Source organism: Empedobacter sp. UBA5924 (genome assembly GCF_002431085.1).
Taxonomy (GTDB): Bacteria; Bacteroidota; Bacteroidia; order Flavobacteriales; family Weeksellaceae; genus Empedobacter; species Empedobacter falsenii_B.
Map to the genome: position 1 here is coordinate 79,590 of NZ_DJDM01000001.1, position 20,126 is coordinate 99,715.

The 20,126-nt window shown below is 32.1% G+C and carries 16 protein-coding genes; 8 read left to right on the forward strand and 8 right to left on the reverse strand.

Annotation, left to right across the window (positions count from 1 at the left end; genetic code table 11):
* The first annotated feature begins 122 nt into the window (after positions 1–122).
* A complete protein-coding gene (locus B3792_RS00390) occupies positions 123–1,265 on the forward strand; it encodes a DEAD/DEAH box helicase (protein ID WP_286495891.1) in 1,143 nt (380 codons plus the stop codon).
* Positions 1,266–1,337: 72 nt separating this feature from the next.
* Here B3792_RS00390 and B3792_RS00395 read toward each other — a convergent pair whose 3' ends face one another.
* Together B3792_RS00395 and aspA are read right to left on the reverse strand one after the other, a co-directional pair.
* Positions 1,338–1,643 (reverse strand): hypothetical protein, encoded by a 306-nt coding sequence (locus tag B3792_RS00395; RefSeq protein ID WP_114997765.1) that lies wholly within the window; start codon positions 1,641–1,643, stop codon positions 1,338–1,340.
* Positions 1,644–1,695: 52 nt separating this feature from the next.
* Positions 1,696–3,093 carry an aspartate ammonia-lyase gene (gene aspA, locus B3792_RS00400; RefSeq protein WP_114997768.1) on the reverse strand — a complete coding sequence of 466 codons (1,398 nt, stop codon included), beginning with the start codon at positions 3,091–3,093 and terminating at the stop codon, positions 1,696–1,698.
* Positions 3,094–3,201: 108 nt separating this feature from the next.
* Here aspA and B3792_RS00405 point away from each other — a divergent pair, with 108 nt between their 5' ends.
* A complete protein-coding gene (locus B3792_RS00405) occupies positions 3,202–4,410 on the forward strand; it encodes an acyltransferase family protein (RefSeq protein WP_286495890.1) in 1,209 nt (402 codons plus the stop codon).
* 162 nt (positions 4,411–4,572) lie between these two features.
* Here the strand turns inward: B3792_RS00405 and B3792_RS00410 are convergent, their stop codons facing one another.
* Positions 4,573–5,232 carry a helix-turn-helix domain-containing protein gene (locus B3792_RS00410; RefSeq protein ID WP_291068570.1) on the reverse strand — a complete coding sequence of 220 codons (660 nt, stop codon included), beginning with the start codon at positions 5,230–5,232 and terminating at the stop codon, positions 4,573–4,575.
* A gap of 93 nt (positions 5,233–5,325) precedes the next feature.
* Between B3792_RS00410 and B3792_RS00415 the strand changes: the two genes are divergently transcribed.
* The 6 genes from B3792_RS00415 to B3792_RS00440 all read left to right on the forward strand — a co-directional run bounded on the left by B3792_RS00415 (position 5,326) and on the right by B3792_RS00440 (position 14,522).
* Positions 5,326–5,718 (forward strand): YbjN domain-containing protein, encoded by a 393-nt coding sequence (locus B3792_RS00415; RefSeq protein ID WP_219034890.1) that lies wholly within the window; start codon positions 5,326–5,328, stop codon positions 5,716–5,718.
* Positions 5,719–5,730: 12 nt separating this feature from the next.
* On the forward strand, positions 5,731–6,435 hold the full coding sequence (locus tag B3792_RS00420) for a PspA/IM30 family protein (protein ID WP_125350044.1): 705 nt from the start codon (positions 5,731–5,733) through the stop codon (positions 6,433–6,435).
* A gap of 69 nt (positions 6,436–6,504) precedes the next feature.
* On the forward strand, positions 6,505–6,702 hold the full coding sequence (locus B3792_RS00425; RefSeq protein WP_125350043.1) for a DUF4177 domain-containing protein: 198 nt from the start codon (positions 6,505–6,507) through the stop codon (positions 6,700–6,702).
* Between the two features lie 19 nt (positions 6,703–6,721).
* On the forward strand, positions 6,722–7,414 hold the full coding sequence (locus tag B3792_RS00430; RefSeq protein WP_125350042.1) for an OB-fold-containig protein: 693 nt from the start codon (positions 6,722–6,724) through the stop codon (positions 7,412–7,414).
* A gap of 99 nt (positions 7,415–7,513) precedes the next feature.
* Positions 7,514–9,598: a flotillin family protein gene (locus B3792_RS00435; RefSeq protein ID WP_221856601.1), complete on the forward strand. Its 2,085-nt coding sequence runs from the start codon at positions 7,514–7,516 to the stop codon at positions 9,596–9,598.
* 85 nt (positions 9,599–9,683) lie between these two features.
* Complete coding sequence (locus tag B3792_RS00440) at positions 9,684–14,522, forward strand: DNA repair ATPase (protein ID WP_221856599.1); 4,839 nt, start codon at positions 9,684–9,686, stop codon at positions 14,520–14,522.
* A 30-nt stretch (positions 14,523–14,552) separates the two neighbouring features.
* On the opposite strand, the gene prfH is transcribed toward B3792_RS00440, so the two are convergent.
* The 5 genes from prfH to B3792_RS00465 form a co-directional block, all read right to left on the reverse strand.
* Positions 14,553–15,179 (reverse strand): peptide chain release factor H, encoded by a 627-nt coding sequence (gene prfH / locus B3792_RS00445; protein WP_257468282.1) that lies wholly within the window; start codon positions 15,177–15,179, stop codon positions 14,553–14,555.
* On the reverse strand, positions 15,179–16,570 hold the full coding sequence (locus B3792_RS00450; RefSeq protein ID WP_219035380.1) for an RtcB family protein: 1,392 nt from the start codon (positions 16,568–16,570) through the stop codon (positions 15,179–15,181). The genes prfH and B3792_RS00450 overlap by 1 nt, the downstream gene beginning before the upstream one ends.
* A 2-nt stretch (positions 16,571–16,572) precedes the next feature.
* A complete protein-coding gene (locus B3792_RS00455; protein ID WP_219035379.1) occupies positions 16,573–17,334 on the reverse strand; it encodes a hypothetical protein in 762 nt (253 codons plus the stop codon).
* A 374-nt stretch (positions 17,335–17,708) separates the two neighbouring features.
* Positions 17,709–19,397, reverse strand: a complete 1,689-nt coding sequence (locus tag B3792_RS00460; RefSeq protein ID WP_409450507.1) for a beta-mannosidase — start codon at positions 19,395–19,397, stop codon at positions 17,709–17,711.
* A complete protein-coding gene (locus B3792_RS00465; protein WP_219035377.1) occupies positions 19,322–19,885 on the reverse strand; it encodes a glycosyl hydrolase 2 galactose-binding domain-containing protein in 564 nt (187 codons plus the stop codon). Before B3792_RS00465 ends, B3792_RS00460 begins: the two co-directional genes overlap by 76 nt.
* Positions 19,886–20,126 lie beyond the last annotated feature (241 nt).

Below are 20,126 nucleotides of genomic sequence, written 5' to 3' on the forward strand. Positions count from 1 at the left end.
AAATATTTCAGAAACGATTTTAAAACTTTCATTTTCATCACGATTAAAAATGATTAAACGAGTAATTATTCCTAAAATATCATTCAAATTTAATCTCTACCTTTGCAGTCTTATATCAATTTATGTCATTCGAAAATTTAGGATTATCACCATATTTATCAAAAGCAATTACAAAACTTGGATTTTTAAAACCTTTTGAAATTCAGACCGAAACAATTCCATCTATTTTAAAAGGAAAAGATGTGATGGGAATTGCAAAAACTGGTTCTGGAAAAACCTTGTGTTTTGTTGCGCCTTTGCTACAAAAAATTCAGCATCAATCGTACGAAAAATCTCGTAATATAAAAGCGTTAATTTTAGTTCCAACACGTGAATTAGCAGTTCAGATTGAACAAACTTTTGCAGGATTACAAACTGCTTTACGTCGCGAAGTACAAACACAAGCTGTTTATGGTGGAACTTCAATTAATCCACAAATGAAGAATTTATATGGAACTGAAGTTTTGATTGCAACTCCTGGTCGTTTATTGGATTTGATGGATCATAATGCGTTATCATTGGATCAATTGCAATATTTGGTGATTGACGAAGCAGACAAAATGTTCCAATTAGGATTTGGAGATGAGATGAACCGAATTTTGAAAAGTGTTCCGAAAAAGAAACAATCAATTCTATTTTCTGCAACTTTGAATGATAAAATTGATGAAATAAAATCTACATTAAGTATTGATCCAATTGTTGTTGAAATCAAAAAACAAGAAATTGATTTGGAACAAATCGAACAAGTTGCTTATAAAGTTGATGCCGAAACAAAAGGTCCTTTTTTACGTTATTTAATCAAATCTGAAAACTTAGAACAAGTTTTGGTTTTTGTTTCTTCGACACGAACTGCAGATAATTTAGTAGAAAAATTAAAAAAGAATAAAATCTCTGCAATGGCGATTCACAGTAAGAAATCCCAAGGCGCTAGAATGGATAATTTGGAAGATTTTAAACTAGGTGATATTAAAGTTTTGGTTGCAACAGATTTGATTGGACGCGGAATTCATATCGAAGGTTTACCAACTGTTATTAATTACGAATTACCTCGTTCGCCTTTAGATTATGTGCACAGAATCGGGCGTACAGGTCGTGCAAATGCAAACGGAAAAGCCATTAGTTTGATTACAGAAGAAGATTTGCATCATTTCAAAATCATTCAGAAAAAAATGGGTAAAAAAGTTGATTTACTTCCAACTGATAATGTGAATTTACACGGATATTAAAATAAGTTTTAAGTTATGAGTAACAAGTTCTAAGTTTTCTCTGAACTCATTACTCATAATTTTTTAATTAAATCAAGTCCAAAGATATTGTCTAAACTCTATTAATTTTTTCAACATTTGATTATCTTCTTCATATTGATTATTTTCTAAATTATCATTATCGAGCTTACGTTTATTCCACCAATTATATAAGTTTTCAATTTCAATTTTTGCATTTTTATGTTCATCATCATACATCCAATCAACATGACTTGTAAATAAATTTTCTTTTTCAATACAATCGCATAAAATCTGAAAACAAGCATGTAAAATAATCACATCCTTATCTAGCCATTCATCGTTTAATGTTTCTATTTTTAGAAGATTCGAAGGTTTCATTATTAATTTATTTTTTCAAAACTTATCACTCATAACTACTAACTCACAACTTCTAGATATGTGGACCAAGCATATTTTTAGGATCAAGGATTTCGTCCAAACGTTCTTTCGACAATAAACCGTGATCTAAGACCAATTGATATACACCTCCTCCTGTTTCTAAAGCTTCTTTCGCAATTTTTGTACTTGCTTTGTAACCAATGTAAGGATTTAAAGCTGTAACAATTCCAATACTATTTTGTACTTCATTTTTCAAATGTTCTGCGTTTGCTGTAATTCCATCCACACATTCAACACGTAGCGTATTCATCGCATTTGTTAAATATTGAATCGATTCCATAATCGAAAAACCAATTATTGGCTCCATTACATTTAATTGTAATTGACCAGCTTCGGCAGCCATTGTTATTGATAAATCATTTCCAATCACTTTAAAACAAACTTGATTCACTACTTCTGGAATTACTGGATTTACTTTCCCTGGCATAATCGAAGATCCTGGTTGTTTTGGAGGTAAATTAATCTCGAACAAACCTGTTCTCGGACCAGATGTTAACAAACGTAAATCATTACAAATTTTCGACAACTTCACACAAAGACGTTTCAAAGCTGATGAATAATCCACAAACGAGCTTGTATCCGAAGTTGCTTCAACTAAATTATCAGCCAACGAAACATCTTCATTCATGATTTCAGCTATTTTAGTTGTACACAATTGTGCATAACCTGGAACAGCATTCAATCCAGTTCCAATTGCAGTTGCACCCATATTAATTACTAATAATTCGGCAGCAATTCGGTTTAAATTATCAACTTCTTTATGTAATGTATTCGAAAAACCTTCAAACTCTTGCCCAAGCGTCATTGGAACTGCATCTTGCAATTGCGTACGTCCCATTTTTATAACATTACCAAATTGTTTCCCTTTTTTATCAAGTGCCTCATACAACGAAGTTAATGCCTCAACCAAAGGTTTATTCATATTAAATAATGCTAATTTCAAAGCAGATGGATAGGCATCATTCGTAGATTGCGAAAGGTTTACATGATCATTTGGCGAACAAAATTGATACTCTCCTTTTTGTTTTCCTAAATACTCCAAAGCAATATTTGCAATTACTTCATTTGCATTCATATTTGTAGAAGTTCCCGCACCACCTTGTATCATATCGATTGGAAATTGCTCTGTATATTTACCAGCTATTAACTCATTCGAAGCAAAAGAAATCGCATCAAATAATTCTTTCGATAAAATTCCTAATTCGTGATTGGCTTGCGCTGCTCCTAATTTCACAACACCAAGCGCTTTTACAAATTCGGGATAATGTGACAAATAGTTATTGGAAATTTTGAAATTATTAATGGCACGTTGCGTTTGCACACCATAATAAGCCGTTTCAGGAATTTGTAATTCTCCTAATAAATCAGACTCCGTTCTCATTTTATTTATTGTTTGTTATTGACAATTAAAGGTAAGGAATAATCTAGTATCTTTTTGAAAAGCATTTTTCCAAAAAATTTAAAAAATCTATATCTTTAAAACATTAACACAAAAGAGATGAAAGCAGCTCGTTATTATTCATTAGACGTTTTTCGTGGCGCAACTGTTGCGTTGATGATTTTGGTAAATAATCCAGGAACTTGGTCGGCTATGTTCGATCCTTTGGAGCATGCAGAATGGCACGGATGCACACCAACAGATTTGGTTTTTCCTTTCTTTTTGTTTGCCTTAGGAAATGCAATGGCTTTTATGATTCCAAAATTACAACAACAACCTCAACAAATTTTCTGGCAAAAAGTAATAAAACGAACAATTCTAATTTTCGGAATTGGATTATTCATCAATTGGTGGCCATTTTTCAAGTGGGATAATAATGAACTTATTTTCAAAGCATGGAAAGATTCAGAAGAAAGCGGAATCCGAATAATGGGCGTTTTACAACGAATTGCAATTGCTTATTTTTTCGCTTCGGTGATTGCTTTTTATTTTAAACAAAAACAAGTTTTATTGATAAGTTGTGCGATTCTTCTACTTTATTGGGTTTTAACTTTCGGACTTGGAACTTCTACCCCTTATTCATTAGAAGGTTTTATCGGAACTAAAATTGATAATCAATTGCTTGGTTTAGCGCATATTTACAAAGGAGAAGGAGTACCGTTTGATCCCGAAGGAATTTTCAGTACAATTTCTACTATTCCACAGGTTTTATTTGGGTATTTGGTTGGTGATTATATTCAGAAACAAGGAAATATCAATTGGTTGAATCGTCCTTTACCAAAAACTGACAATCCGCAATATAAAATGTTAGCTGGCTTATTTGTTTTAGGAACAATTGCGTTGACAATTGGTTACGTTTGGCAATGGGATTTTCCGTACAATAAAAAGATTTGGAGCAGTTCTTATGTTTTCAACACAACTGGTTTAGCAATTTTGACAATTGGATCAATGATTTGGTTCATCGAAATTTTAGGCATCAAAAATGGTTTCATGAAATTCTTTGATGTTTTTGGAAAAAATCCTTTATTCATCTTTGTTTTGAGCGGATTATTACCTCGATTATTAGGTTTAATCAGAATTGAAGCTGGTTTAAACGACAAAAGAGAAATCAAATTCATTTCACCATTGGGTTGGTTCTACGAAAATGTTTGCGCTAAAATTCCTGGAATTCCAGAAATTGGTTCATTTGTTTATTCGCTAATTTTCTTAGCTTTCTTTTGGTGGTTAGCTTATTTATTAGATAAAAAGAAGATTTATATTAAAGTTTAAAAGTCTTGAGTAGTAAATTATAATTTTTTAGAAGAGATGTCTCGATTCCTCGACATGACATTAATTATCAGCCTAGATTGGATTTTCTTGTCATGTTGAGCGAGTCAAACGATGTAGAAACATCTAATATTTAGAAAACAATCTTACTTATAAAAATTATTTCTAAACCTTCTTATAAACAGCATAAAACTGATAAAAGTGCTGAATATTTTCAACATCAAAAATAATTTGTTTCCATTGATTTAATTCCAAAATCAATTGATTTTCGTGTTGAGTAAACTTCCCAACAAAAATTTCATCATCATTCAAATACAAACCAAACTTATCATTTACCAAATGTAAATTTTCCACTTCCAAATGTTCAAAAAATAAAATAGACGATTCTTCTTCTGTAAAATCGATAGGTGAAGCGATACTCGAAGAATATTCTAACGCAATAAATTGATGCGAATTATAAATCGGAAAATAGATCGACGGATAATTTTCTATATTAGAAAATAATTCTTTTTTTAACTGAATTATTTCTCGTGATAAAAAAGGAATCGCGCTCAAATTTTTAACATTTCGTAACATATCAGCTTCCTCAAAATAGTTATCAAAGTGTAATATTTCGTTAACTGTTAAGTTTTTTTCGATCAAATGACTTATTGGAATGCTAAAATATTTAGCAATTTGAGAAATTGTTTCAATTCGTGGCTCTGCACGTTTTTCTTCATAAGATGAAATATTCCCTCTACTAACTTCGAACAAATCAGCAAAAGCCTGTTGAGTTAAGTTCTTAACTTGTCTTAATTTCTTTATATTTTCACCTATTTTTGTCATTATTTAAAATTTTAACACTTTTATTTGCTAATTATTTTAGCAAATTGTTTAATTTTATGGAAACAAATTACAAAAAACACTAATAACAACAAAATGAATTATTTTTCGAAGATTGAAAATTTTATTCAAAACATCAATTACACCATCACTTACAAAGACGAAAAAGAGGGTGTTTTTATGATTGAAAATTTATTGGATGGTGTTCAAAATCTGATTGTAGGAATTGCACCACCTGTTATCATTTTCGAGTTGTATTTATTTACAATTACAAATGATAATCTGGAAATGCTAAAAGCGTTGTTGATGAAAAATCGCGATATCATTCATGGTGCTTTTGCAATAACAGAAGACGGAAAAAAAGTTATTTATCGTTACACACTTCAAATTGCGAATCTTGATCAAAACGAATTTGAAGCAACGTTAAATTCTTTGAGCTTATTGATGAGCGAATATTCTGCTCAATTAATCGAATTTTCTAAACAATAAAACAATATCACTATGAATATTTTCAAACGTATTTTTAGAATTGGACAAGCGGAAATACATTCGGTTGTCGAAAAAATGGAAGACCCAATCAAAATGACAGAACAAGGAATTCGCGAAATGCGCGACGATCTTAATCAATCATTAGAGGCTTACGCAAAGGTAAAAGCAATGGCAATTCGTTCGCAAAATAGCGTCGACAAAAAGAAAGAAGAAGCTGCAGATTATGAACGAAAAGCAATTCTTTTGTTAGAAAAAGCTGAGCGAAATGAAATTACAATTGAACAAGCCGAAAATTTAGCGAAAGAAGCTTTGAGCTTAAAAAATCAATTGTTAGAAGAAATTACTGAATTAGAAAATCAAGTGATTATTCATGAAAAATCTGCAAATGAAGTGCACAAAAACGTTGAGGTTCTTAAATTCAACATTAATAAATGGGAAAATGAATTAACAACATTAAAAGCTCGTGTAAAAGTTGCTGATGCCACAAAACAAGTAAACAAACAAATGGCAAAAATTGATGCGAATAGCACAATTAGCATGTTAGAACGCATGAAAGCCAAAGTAGAAGAAGACGAAGCACTTGCACAAGCTTACGGAAGTTTAGCGGACAATTCGAAAACCGCTGATGACGAAATTAACGAAACCTTGAAAGGTGATTTGATTCAAAATGAATTAGAAGCTTTAAAGCTAAAAATTCAGTCGAAAAATCAAGAATAAATCACTTTTTATAGTGAATTATTTCTATAAAATTTTTAGTAAATTAATCTCTTTTAAAAAATCAAAACTATGGCATCTAAATATGAATACAAAACAATAGAAATAATGCCTAACGCTGGCTTATTTTCTATCAAAATAGATAAAACATTTTTGGATGATTTACTAAATAAATATGGAAATGAAGGCTGGGAATTAATCACTTCCACTCCGCTTTCCATCAACAGCACAACGAAAATTATTTATTATACATTCAGAAGAGCTATTTAACATTAAAAATTAACACTAAATGACCGAAATTTTAGACCTTCTTTTTAATCCATTGGCCAACGGAATTATGACCATTTTGATGGGATTTTCTCTTGTCTATTGGGTATTTCAACTGTTAGCTGGTGACGGAATTGATCTTGGAACAGATTCTGATTTTCATATCGGAGACATCAATGATGTTGATGCCCACCACGAAATTGACGCTGATCACGATGCTGATGCAGACGTGCATCACGAACCAGGTTTTTGGGCAAAATGTTTAGAATTCATCAATGTTGGTAAAGTTCCGTTAATGGTGATTATTACTTTGTTCAAATTTATCAGTTGGGTGATTACCATTATTTCTTCGATTGTTTTTGGATTAAGCAAATTAGGATTGTATTCAGTTTTAATCTTAATTCCGGTTTTCATCATCGCTTATTTTATGATGCATTGGATCACTAAACCATTAGTTAAAATGTATTCAGAATTAGGTTATCATGGAGAAGAAGAAACTGATTTTATCGGAAGAGTCGGAAAATCAAAATCTAAAATCACAGGAGATAAAATAGGCTCTGCGGAATTTCAAATCGAGAAAGATATTATTACGCTTAACATCAAAAGTCAAAATGGCGAAGAAATTAATTTTGGAGATACCATTATTATCACCGACGAATCGCCTTCAAATCATTATTATTTCGTCATCAAACATATAACCTTAAACAACATTTAACACTATTATGACACTAATATTTCAACTTACTTCGTTTCTTATCGAAGAAATTTTAATCTTAATTATTCACTAAATCAATCAAAATATAATAAAAATCTCATGACAAATTTTATTCTTTTAGCAGTTGGTGTTATCGTTTTCATCTTTATTGCTTTCATCGTCGTTTTAAGCGTTTTCTATAAAAAAGTTCCGCAAGGAAAAGCCATCGTTCGTACTGGTGTTGGTGGATCGCAAGTAGCTTTCAACAAAGGAATGTATGTAATTCCTGTTTTCCACAAAATGGAAATTATGGACATTTCGATTAAGAAAATTGATATTACTCGTCAACAACACGATGGTTTAATTTGTAAAGACAACATTCGTGCAGATATCAAAGTTGCATTTTTTGTTCGCGTTAATAAATCGGTGAATGATGTAATCAATGTTGCACAAAACTTAGGAACAGAACGAGCATCAGAACCAGAAACATTAAAAAGTATTTTCGAAGCAAAATTCTCAGAAGCTTTAAAAACAGTTGGAAAAAAATTCGATTTTATCGAATTATACGAAGCTCGTCGCGAATTTAGAGATGAAATTTTAAATATCATCGGAACAGACTTGAATGGATATATTTTAGATGACTGTGCGATTGATTATTTAGAACAAACTGAATTACAATTCTTGAGCCCTGATAATATTTTAGATTCGGAAGGTATTAAAAAAATCACGGAATTAACGGCTCAACAAAATATGAACGCCAACTTAATTCGTCGTGAAGAAGAAAAAGTAATCAAAAAACAAAACGTTGAAGCGCGCGAAGCAATCTTAGAATTAGAGCGACAATTAGCCGAAAAAGAAGAGCGTCAACGCAGAGAAATCGAAAATATAAAAGCGCGCGAAGAGGCAGAAATTGCAAAAGTTCGCGAAGAAGAACGTCTAAAAGCTGAATCTGTTCGTATTACAACAGAAGAGCAATTGGCGGTACAAGAAGAAAATAAATTGCGTCAAATTATTATCGCAGAAAAAAATAAAGTTCGTACTGATGCAATCGAAACGGAACGCGTTGAAAAAGATCGTGCATTAGAGCAAACAGAACGTGAGCGAATTGTGACTTTAGCTCAGATTGATAAAGAAAGGTCTATCGAAGTTGAGAAGAAAAATATTCAAGGCGTTATCAAAGAACGCGTTCTTTTAGAAAAAGGCGTGATTGAAGAGCAACAAGGTGTGAAAGATGTTGAAGTTTACCGTGAAGTTGAGCGTCAGAAACAAGCCGGAATTATTGCTGCATCGCAAGAAGCGGAAGAGCGTTTAATCGAAACTGTAAAAGCTGCGGAAGCGGCAAAAATTGCGGCAGAGCAAGAAGCTGCTCGTCAAGTTATCGAAGCAGATGCACAAAAACAAGTTGCAGAACGCAAAGCGCAAGAGTTATTAATTGATGCGGAAGCTAAAAAAGAAGCTTCTGCAAAAGAAGCTGAAGCTCGTAAAATAATTGCTGAAGCACAAGCAAAAGAAGAAGCTGCAATTGGTCTATCTGAAGCAGAAGTAATGGTTGCAAAAGCAGAAGCAGAAGAAAAACAAGGAACTGTAGAAGCATCTGTTATCGAGAAAAAAGCAGAAGCGTTACGTAAAGAAGGCTTAGCACAAGCAGAAGTTGTTCGTGAAAAAGCATTAGCAGAAGCAAAAGGAATTGAAGAAAAAGCAGAAGCTATGAAGAAACTGGACGGTGTTGGAAAAGAGCACGAAGAGTTCAAACTTCAATTACAAAAAGAAAAAGATATCGAATTGGCTCATATCAACATTCAAAAAGATATTGCTGGAGCCCAAGCTGAGGTGTTATCAAATGCATTGAAATCTGCGAAAATTGACATTGTTGGTGGAGAAACAATGTTCTTCGAAAATATTGTGAAACAAGTTTCGAATGCAAAAGGTTTCGATCATTTAATCGACAATTCGAAACATGCAACAGATATCAAAAATGCATTGATTGACGAAGATGGCGGAAGCGATTTAGCTGGAAAAGTGAGAAGTCTTGCCGATAAATATGGCATTTCATCAAACGACATCAAAAACTTAACAATTACTGCGGCATTAATTAAATTACAGCAAGCTGCTTCTGCTTCTGGAAACAGCGAAGACACAGGATTTATAAATTCTCTTTTCGGAATTGCGAATCAGTTAGGTGTTTCAAATAAAAAAATAGGTTAATCCATTAAACAATAATAGAGTGATTGAATCTATTCGTTTCAATCGCTCTTAATTACAGTTTAATCACCTTCTAGATTTTAATTTAATGCAAGAAGAAAAAAATATTAACGTTACCGAAACGCTTGATGCAGGCGCGTACGAAATCATCCGAAAAAGACTTCTTACACAAAAAGATTTTCTTTCGGAAAGATTAACGAAATTGAATGATGCTCGAAAAGAAGTCTTCAATTCTACCAATTTTGCATTAAGCGCAAACCAAAGAATTACGACAGAAAATACATGCGTCGCACGTGGAATTATCGCGTTCGATAAATTGTGTATTTTTGGTTACAACGTGCATTTCGGTTTACGCACAGACATTCAGTTGAGCGATGTTTTTAGTATTTATCTGTTTCAAGAAAATCAATTTATTCCTCAACCTCTCGACTTAATAAACGATCAGAATTTCTTTACAGATTTTCAGAATTTATATAAATATTACCGCGATTCTATCTTTTCTAAATTTCGTAGAACAGATAATTATCTATACATGGTTTTCCAAACCAGTAAAAGCGCACAAGATTTGAAAGCGTTTAAATGGTTAATCAAAGACGGAAAATTAATTTATCAAGATGATCGCAGCATTCACGAAGTAAAAAAAGCAGATCAATTTGATTTTGAATGGCAAAAAACTTCTATCGATGATCGTCGATTAGGAAAGTTTCCACATATTTCTATTTTAGATAAGATTTTTATCGAAGCAATTGGTGGTGATATTACTTTTAAAATTGAAGATAATACGGATTCAGGAAAAGGAATTTTCACTGAAAAAGTGACACATTTAGATCAACAATTAGACGATGCCGAATATTATTATGCCGATTTAGGAAATCTAATTGCGGTTAAAATAAAACCGTTTCAAGAAGATTTCAGAGCCTATATTTACAATGTTCGCACCAAAGAAGTTATCAACATTCCTGCACTTTTAGATGCAGCAGTTCTGTTACCCGATAATCAAGGTTTAATTTTTTCGAATGGTTATTATTTACAAAACGGAACGTATCATCTTTTCGATAATAATAATTTAGAGCATTTTCAATTTTTCCGTCGTGTAAATTCTCCGAACGGAGAAGATTTTATGTACATTTTCAATCAAGATGAAACCAATACATACATTCTTTTATCGTACAATATCATTCAACAAACTGTGGAAACACCTATAGTTTGTAATGGTTTTACGATTTTTAAAGATGGAAGTTTAATTTATTTCCGCACCGAAGAAGAAGCGACAAGACATCATCAAGTTCAAATTTGGCAAACACCTTATGTTGAACGTTTGATTGAAAATACAGAGAAAACAAATCATCCATTATATAAAATTGGGAACAAAGACATTGTGAAAGCAATGGCTGAATCTCAGGAGGTTATTCAATTAATCAACAAAGAAGATTCGTACGAAGGTTTATACGAGGACATTGTAAAAAAAGCGAATAATATTGTAGATGGCTATTTTTGGATTAATGATCAAGAGACTTTTGAGCTTGCTGTTCCTTTATTAGAAATAAAAACAGTTGCCAATACAGCGATTGATGAATTTGCTAAAGTTCAAATTCAGAAAAAATTTGCGCAAGAAACCTTAGAAAAAACGGAAGAATCGATTGAAGAAATCGTTTTCAAAGTAAATAGCACAACGTACAATCAATTGGATTTATTGGTTGAACATTTAGCTGAGGCTCGTAAAATTCAAGGAAAAGTTATTGATTTACGTTCAATTCGCTACATCAATTTAGAGCGTGTTCAAGAATTAGAAAACCGATTGCAAGAGGTAAACGAAAATTTATCAACCAAAACAATTGAGTTTCTTTTATTGGATGAAGCACTAATTCCATACGAAGAAAAAGTTGCTGAACAGAAAAACTTAGTAGCTTCTATCGAAAAAGTCATTGATGCGAAAGTTATCGAAGAAGCCTGTCTTAAAATTGCCTCAGAATTAGAATTATTGATTGATATTCTGAACAGTTTAAAAATTGAAGACGCAACACAAACAACAAAAATCATTGAGAAAATCTCGGTTATTTTTGCTTCGCTTAACGAAGTTCGTGCCCAATTAACACGTCAAACTTCTGCGTTAAAAAGCAAAGAAGCTGTTGCAGAATTTTCTGCTCAAATCACGTTGTTAGAACAAAGTGTGGTTAACTTTTTAGAATTATCAACAACTGCCGAAAAAACGGAAGAATACAATACAAAAATAATTGTTCAACTTGAAGAATTAGAAAGTAAATTTTCTGATTTTGATGATTTCGCCTTGAAAATTGCAGATAAGCGCGACGAAATTATCAAGGCATTCAATTCGAAACGTGAACAATTAGTTGAACAAACCAACAAACGCACCAATTCATTAGAACAAATTGGCTTGCGCGTCTTGAAAAATATCGAAAATAAAGCCAAAACTTTTTCTGAGAAAGAAGAAATTTTAGCGTTTTATTCTTCGGATTTAATGATTGACAAAATGCGTCAAATCATTCAAGAATTGAAGGATTTAAAAGATGTTTCGAAAGCCGAAAACCTTGAAAATCTATTAAAAAAATCGCAAGAAGATACGCTTCGTGTTTTACGAGATAAAACTGAACTTTTTGTTGATGGGCAAAATATTATTGCGCTTGGTCAAAATAAATTTACGGTCAATACGCAGCAATTAGCGCTGACATTGTTGAATCGTAACAACGAATTATTTTATCATTTAACAGGTACAAGTTTCTATCAAAAAGTTAAAAACGATGAGATTTATCGTTACCAAGATATTTGGAACCAAGAATTTGTTTCGGAAAATCAATTGGTTTATCGTGCTGAATATTTAGCTTATCAAGCTTTTTTAGCAAGAAATGAAAACGATTTTGATGCTGAAAAATTTATCAATCAAATCATTGAACAAAATTATTCGGAAGGTTATATAAAAGGCGTTCACAATTTTGATGCGTTTCGAATTTTTACTGAATTGGTCAACATAAATTCGAAATTAGATGTGTTGCAATTTGATGCGCCAACTCGTACAACTGCTCAAATTTTTTGCCATTCTTTAGAAAAGAATTTGCAAGATAAGTTGAATGCAATGATTAATTCGGCTCAATTAATTTTGAAAAATTTTCCGAATTCAACTCGATTTGAAAATATTCTAAATGAAATCAAATCGCTTTTTGAAAATTGGGAAACTGAATGGGATAAAACAATAACAACTTCAGAAAAAGTTGCCAATTATTTGTTTAGAACTTTCACAAAATATCAAGCTTTTTCGATGAGTAATGAAGCTGAAAATTTTCGAAAAGAATTCATTAATTACTTAGAGAAAAATAAAAATTCAGATGATTTTAATGCGTTGATTGCAGATGAACAATTTTCTTCAACCGAAAAATTTTACTTGATCGAAAACTGGATTCATTCTTTTATCGATGAAAATGAAAATTTTTCAACTTACAGAAATGTTGTAAATGAAGTAGCAACGATGTTATTGTTTTCTAAAGATAAATTTCAGTTAATAAATGGAAATTCATCTATTATAATTGAAGATTTAAAAGGAAATCATACCGTAATAATTGATGGTATTTATACACAAAATTATCATGAAATCATTTCTAAATTAGAGCATTTTTCAACTGTTGATGTTCCAAATTTTAAATCATTCCAAAAGTTAAAAGAAGAAATTTCGAAAGCTTATGAAAAGGATTTAAAAATCGCAGAATTTGAACCAAAAGTTTTAACATCATTTGTTCGAAATAAATTAATCAACGAAGTTTATTTTCCTTTAATCGGAAATAATTTAGCCAAACAATTGGGAACTGCAGGCGATAACAAGCGTACTGCACGAATGGGAATGTTGTTGTTAATTTCGCCTCCTGGTTATGGAAAAACGACGTTGATGGAGTATTTAGCAAAAACAATGGGCCTACATTTTGTGAAAGTAAATGGACCAACAATTGGACATAATATTACATCAATCGATCCAATAGAAGCCAAAACTTCTGGAGAAAGAGAGGAATTAAAAAAGATAAATCTTTCGTTTGAAATGGCAGATAATGTAATGTTGTACTTGGACGATATTCAGCATTTGAGTGCCGAATTTTTACAGAAATTTATTTCATTAGCCGATGGACAGCGAAAAATTGATGGAATTTTTGAAGGAGAAAGTAAAACCTACGATTTACGCGGAAAACGTTTTTGCATTGTAATGGCAGGAAATCCATATACGGAAAGCGGCTCTAAATTTCAGATTCCAGATATGTTGGCTAATCGTGCTGATGTTTATAATTTGGGTGATGTAATTGGTGATACGGAAACGTTGTTCAATTTAAGTTTGATTGAAAATGCAACAGGAGATAATCCTTATTTGGATAAAATTGCTTCAAAAAGTTTGACAGATTTTTACAAGTTAACAAATTTTGTAACCGAAAATCAAGAACAACTTCCGGATTTGGAAGGCAATTATTTGAAACAAGAAATTGATGATTTTATTGCAGTTCTAAAACATGTGATTAAGATTAGAAATATTGTCGTAAAAGTCAATCAAAATTATATTTCGAGCGCAGCAATGCAAGATGATTACAGAACGGAACCGCCTTTCAAAATGCAAGGTTCGTACAGAAATATGTCAAAATTGGTTTCGAAAATTGTTCCAATGATGAACGAAAAAGAAATTAACGAAACTATTTTAGCGCATTACGAAAGTGAATCGCAAACATTGACAACAGATACAGAATCGAATTTGTTGCGATTAAAAGAAATTGCAGGTTTGATAACTGCTAAAGAAAAAGAACGTTGGGAAACGATAAAAGCAACCTTTGTAAAAAATAACAAACACGGTGGCTTGAATAAAGACGATAAAGTTTTTGCTCAATTGCTCGAATTCAATGAAAATTTGGAAGGAATTATCCAAGCTATTTTGAAAAAATAAACTAAAAGCCGCTCATTGAGCGGCTTTTTTTTATTCACTAAATTTATCTCCTCTGAATATTTTCACAGGATTCCCTCTTGCAATAGACGTTTGATTATTCCATTTTTTTTGAACCAAGTCCTTCAATTTATTGGTTTCAAATCCTTGTAATTTCAATAACAAACGAGTTGTTGCAGTTTTTTTGTTCTGATGTTGTGAACGTAAATCCATCGAAACAGCCGAAATTCCACTTGGTTGATGTATCGCACGAACAGCCGAATTTACTTTGTTTACATTTTGTCCACCATTTCCAGAGCTTCGCATTGTTTGGTATATAATTTCATTCGGATTGATTGAATTTTCTTTCGGAATTTCTAATTCAAAACAACCAATAAACCAATTTTTTCGTTGATGAAATTTTCGGTATGGACTTTTACCAATCCATAAAATTGCTCCAAGCCAAGTTTTTAAAAACGTGTTTAAATCATTTCCTTCAAGTTCTATAATCACAGATGAAAGTTGATGAAAATCTTTATCCATTTCTCTTTCAATTATGTCAAACTTAATTTCAGATTTTGTGCACGCTTCCGAAAACTTTTTAAAAACATTAGTCACCACAAAATTGCATTCCGCTGGTCCTCTACCCGATGTAAGTTGAATAATTTTTTTCCTCATCATTATTTATCCATTCGTACAATTTTCGGTGTAAAAGTTCCCAACACTTTCACTAATTCAGTCTGTAAATTCATCACCGTTTTTATGTTTTTATATGCCAAAGGTGCTTCATCTACACTTCCGCCAATCAGCTCAATTCCTGCATCTTTCAATTGTGAATTCATAAAACTTTTAGTAATTGTTGATTTACATTTCGCACGCGACATTTTTCGTCCCGCACCATGCGAAGCCGAATTAATACTCAATTCATTTCCCAAACCTTCAACAATGTAACCGTTCGCGGTCATCGAACCTGGAATAATTCCTAAAATTCCTTTTCCAGCTGGCGTCGCTCCTTTACGATGAACAATTCGTTCCGTTCCTTCAACCATTTCTTTCCACGCAAAATTGTGATGATTTTCGATGTTAAAAACGATACGTTTTCCCAAAGCTTTCGCAATTCTTCGGTGAATATCATCGTGACAAGCCTTGGCATATTCGCCAGCCAAATTCATCGCTGCCCAATATTCTTGGCCATCGTACGTGTCCAAATCTAACCAAGCCAAATGCTGAACTTGCTTCGGAAGTGGACATTGTTTCGTCGCCAAATACGTATAATGTTTTGCAATATTTGCACCCAAACCACGCGAACCACTATGCGATAAAACAGCCAAATATTCTCCTGGAATCAAGTTCCATTCAGGTTTTACCTCATCTAATTTCACAATCCCAAATTCAACAAAATGATTCCCTCCACCAGAAGTTCCTAATTGTTGATAAGCTTTTGTTTTTAAACTTTTCAAGATTGGAATTTCATCAAAAATAGAACGTTCAAAAATTTCATGATCCGCTTTTAGTTTATGCGTTTCATACATTCCGAATTTGGTATGATCTTGCAAAATCTGAATCAATTGATGCGATTTTCCTTTCAAAAAACTAGCTGGCAAATCGTAAACCGAAAGACTCATTCTACAACCAATATCCACACCAACTCCATAAGGAATCACCGCATTATCCGTCGCTAAGACACCTCCGATTGGCAATCCATACCCCGAATGCGCATCTGGCATCAAAGCTCCTTTTACCGAAATTGGCAATTTCAATGCATCATATAATTGAAATTTTGCTTGCTCGTCAATTTCATTTTCTCCAAAAATCGAAAAAGGTGAACGCGTTGTTTTTAATTCTTGTAATCTAACCTCAACTGGTTTTATTAATCCTTCCGCAACTTTTCCCCAAATTCCGTGACCGATGTATTTTTCTGGCTCAAGTAAAACTTCTTTTGCTTCGTTAATAATCGTTTGTTTCTTTTCTTTTTTTCTGTATCGATGAATTTGCCCAATTGCAATATTGATCGAATTATATTTTGGAAAGCCTATTTTTATAAAGTCCTTTCCAGAGATTTTATTTCCCATGATTAATATCTTTTAGATAACTGATGTTCTTTTTCCATCAGCATTTCAGCGATTTCAATCGCTAAATTTTTATTATTAAAAAATTTCCTTTTTGTAAAAGGATTTTTAAATTTTGGTTTTCGTTCATACGAATACCCTCCTCCAACTATTTTCTTTAAAAGGATTCCTTGATTTTTATACTTGTCAAAAAAATGATCGATTTGCGCTTCTTCGCGCTTCAAATCAATATCAAGCGGTTTGTAATACGTAATCATATTTGGTTTTATAATCAATCGAAAACGCCACGGTTGTAGAAATTCATAAATTCCTTTGAAACGTTTTGTCTTGGGATCATACACCTGAATACACACAAAATATAGACGTTCTTCATCATTCAAAATTGAATACGGACCTGAATATTCGTAAGGTTGCAATTGTTTCAACTCTTGAATTCTCTGAACATAAATTCGCTTTCCGTTTCGTTTTCGTTTTTTTACAAACTTTCGCGTTTCTGCATATTGAGAAGTATTTATTTTCTTTAGAATTTGAGTAAAAAACTCAATCTCATTTTCTTTTTTAATATCTTCTCTCAATACAATATATCGCTCAAAACCTTTTTGACACGGCTCTTTTAAAAGAACAAGCGGAATTTCTTTTTGTTCTTTAAAAATTTCTTTTTGACGTTTATATTTCTCTCTTACATTTTTTTCTTTCGTTGTTTTTACACTTCTTTTCCTCGCTCTTTTTGTTCGTAATTGAGTAGAAAAGAAAATTGAATCTTCCATAAAATGGATTATTTGATTGCAAATAATTATTTTGAAATAATTAGCGCTAACTATTTCTTCTTCGGAAGTTTTTAGAAGTTATTCTGAATCTAGAATGGAATAATAAAAGAAAAAGCCCGAAGAATCCTCCGGGCTTTTGATATAATAAGTAAATTATTTACGATTTATAAGCACGAAGAATGCTCATTGCAAAATCTGTTGCAATAGCTAAAAACTGATATGTCGTTTCTTTGAACATTTTATTTCTTCGTTATTAAATTGTTATACGTTATGATTTTTATCAGTGCAAATTTAAGTCAATAAAATTCACATTTCCAAATCCTTTGTGAAATTTCACTAAAAATAGGGAGAAAAATATTATTGATTTTTAACATTCATTTAGTTGAAGAAGTTCCTTTCAAAATTTCATCAGTTAATTCCATTATCTTGGTTAAAGAATTTGATAAAATAATTACATCTTTATCATTAGTCCAATGTTTATTTCCATTAAAATCTACCACAGAAAATTTTACTTTTCCTTTCAAATCTTTCAATAAGTCATTTACGATATAAATTTTGTACACATTTTCTTCTTTTTCTACTGAAATTAGCACATTTTCGAAACTTCTTTTCACTTGATAATGTAACGCTTTCCAATTTCCTAATTTATCCAAAGACGACCACGAAGTTACTGGCCAAACGTCATTCAATTGCCAATACAAACTTCCCATATTATAAGGTTTTGCACGTCGATGTGCTTCAATTGCCAACTGAATTCCGCGTGCTTGTAACAATTGAGAAACGTAGTTGTACTGCACAAAATCGGTCGGAACAACATAATCTCGCTGCATATATTCGTTGATTGTTTCCCAACCTTTTGGATTTTTTTGATGCGCTAAAATTATTGCAGAATTTTTACTCAATGTATCTTTTTCAGAAAACATTGATTTCACCGTTTTCAACGTTGGCATTCCTTGAAAACCATATTCAGAAGCAAAACGTGGAACTTTTTTTTCATACGTTTCAAACGGTTCCATTCCCCACCAAACGCCCCAATAATGCGAATCTCCTTGCGTCAAACTTTCTTTTCTTCCCCAACCAATCGAAGGTGAAGACGGCCAATAGCGATTCTCTGATTTTGGTAAAATCGAATCTAAAACATTCGGAATAATATGATGAAAAGTCGTTTGATAATCTTTCCAAATACTCAACGAATCTTGTTTCGACCAGCCCATTTGTTTCTGATATCCCCAATTTTTCCACGCTTCATCAATTTCATTATTTCCACACCAAAGCGCAATAGAAGTATGATTTTTTAGGCGATTCACTTGATCAATTGTTTCTTGTTTTACATTGTGAAGAAAATCTTGATCGCCAGGATAAAAAGCACAAGCGTACATAAAATCTTGCCAAACCAACAAACCTTTTTCGTCGCATAATTCATAAAAATAATCGTCCTCATAAATTCCACCACCCCAAATACGAATCATATTCATATTGGCTTCAACCGAACTATTTATCAACTTTTCATAATCATTTTTTGAAACTCGTGAAACAAAATTATCTTGCGGAATATAATTTGCACCTTTCATATAAGTTGGAACCCTATTCACTTTAAAATAAAACCTAGAGCCAACTTCGTCTTTTTCTTGTACCAATTCTATCGTACGTAAACCAAATTTTAAATACTTAAATATCTGTTCATTCCCTTGTTTAATTTTGAATTGATAATCGTATAAATACTGTTCGCCCATTCCATTTGGCCACCATAATTTTGGATTGTGAATCGTTTCATCAATCGAAAAATGATTAATTCCTTTGGTTAATTTTTGAGTGATTATTTTCTGATTAAAATTAATTTCTACAGCTGTATTTTGTTCCGATTGGATAATAAATTTAAACTTTACTTTCGCTTGATTTTTATCCAATTTGACAATTTCATAAGACAAGTCATTCAGTTTTAAATTATTCCAAGAAATAAGTTCAATTGGTTTATAAATCGCAACCGTTACCAATCTTGGTCCCCAATCCCAACCATACTGATATTGCGCTTTTCGAGTAAAAACACGCTCACCTTCTGGTATTTATATGGAAGAAGATTTGCTAATCGTTTTCCTTCATTAGGCGACGATTTGAATTGTATTTCGAGCAAATTATTTTTATCTTTCAGTAAATCTTTGACCGAAACTTCCCAAATTCGAAACATATTATTCGCATCCAGAATTAATTTTCCGTTCAGAAAAACTTTTGCATATGTATCCAATCCATTAAATTTTAACTGAATGTTTTGCGCTTTTCGTTCGGCTTCAGTCAAATCAAAAGAAGTTTTGTAGTTCCAATCTTCGTTTTCTACCCATTGCACTTTTGCATCATTAACGTCTTTGTAAGGATTTGGAATAATATTATTTAACATCAAATCGGTATGAACAGAACCAGGAATCTCAGCTTTCAGCCATTTTGAATCTCCTTTTTGTTGAAAAGTCCAATTCTCTAAATTCAAATTTCGAGTCGTTTGAGCAGAAAGTTGAATAAATGTAAAAAAAGTAATAACAAAAAATAGTAATCTCCTCATTTTGTGCTGATTTTCATAAGGATAAAATTAGGTTTAAAATTCATATAAACACAAAAGAGATTATTAAAAACAATTTCTTTTGTTGAATACATAATATAGGCTTCGTTAATTATGGGAATAACGAATATGCTAAACTTAGGTTGACTCGGCTATATTTGAATTTCAGAAAAAAGCAACTGATTATTCAATCGATTTGTACAATCAAGATCAAGCGGAAACTACAAAAAAATGGAAATGATTC

Excerpts from the sequence above, each read along its gene's own strand:
- B3792_RS00390 (WP_286495891.1), top strand. The coding sequence starts at position 123 with ATGTCATTCGAAAATTTAGGATTATCACCATATTTATCAAAAGCAATT.
- B3792_RS00395 (WP_114997765.1), bottom strand. The coding sequence starts at position 1,643 with ATGAAACCTTCGAATCTTCTAAAAATAGAAACATTAAACGATGAATGG.
- B3792_RS00405 (WP_286495890.1), top strand. The coding sequence starts at position 3,202 with ATGAAAGCAGCTCGTTATTATTCATTAGACGTTTTTCGTGGCGCAACT.
- B3792_RS00410 (WP_291068570.1), bottom strand. The coding sequence starts at position 5,232 with ATGACAAAAATAGGTGAAAATATAAAGAAATTAAGACAAGTTAAGAAC.
- B3792_RS00415 (WP_219034890.1), top strand. The coding sequence starts at position 5,326 with ATGAATTATTTTTCGAAGATTGAAAATTTTATTCAAAACATCAATTAC.
- B3792_RS00420 (WP_125350044.1), top strand. The coding sequence starts at position 5,731 with ATGAATATTTTCAAACGTATTTTTAGAATTGGACAAGCGGAAATACAT.
- B3792_RS00425 (WP_125350043.1), top strand. The coding sequence starts at position 6,505 with ATGGCATCTAAATATGAATACAAAACAATAGAAATAATGCCTAACGCT.
- B3792_RS00430 (WP_125350042.1), top strand. The coding sequence starts at position 6,722 with ATGACCGAAATTTTAGACCTTCTTTTTAATCCATTGGCCAACGGAATT.
- B3792_RS00435 (WP_221856601.1), top strand. The coding sequence starts at position 7,514 with ATGACAAATTTTATTCTTTTAGCAGTTGGTGTTATCGTTTTCATCTTT.
- B3792_RS00440 (WP_221856599.1), top strand. The coding sequence starts at position 9,684 with ATGCAAGAAGAAAAAAATATTAACGTTACCGAAACGCTTGATGCAGGC.
- prfH (WP_257468282.1), bottom strand. The coding sequence starts at position 15,179 with ATGATGAGGAAAAAAATTATTCAACTTACATCGGGTAGAGGACCAGCG.
- B3792_RS00450 (WP_219035380.1), bottom strand. The coding sequence starts at position 16,570 with ATGGGAAATAAAATCTCTGGAAAGGACTTTATAAAAATAGGCTTTCCA.
- B3792_RS00455 (WP_219035379.1), bottom strand. The coding sequence starts at position 17,334 with ATGGAAGATTCAATTTTCTTTTCTACTCAATTACGAACAAAAAGAGCG.
- B3792_RS00465 (WP_219035377.1), bottom strand. The coding sequence starts at position 19,885 with ATGAGGAGATTACTATTTTTTGTTATTACTTTTTTTACATTTATTCAA.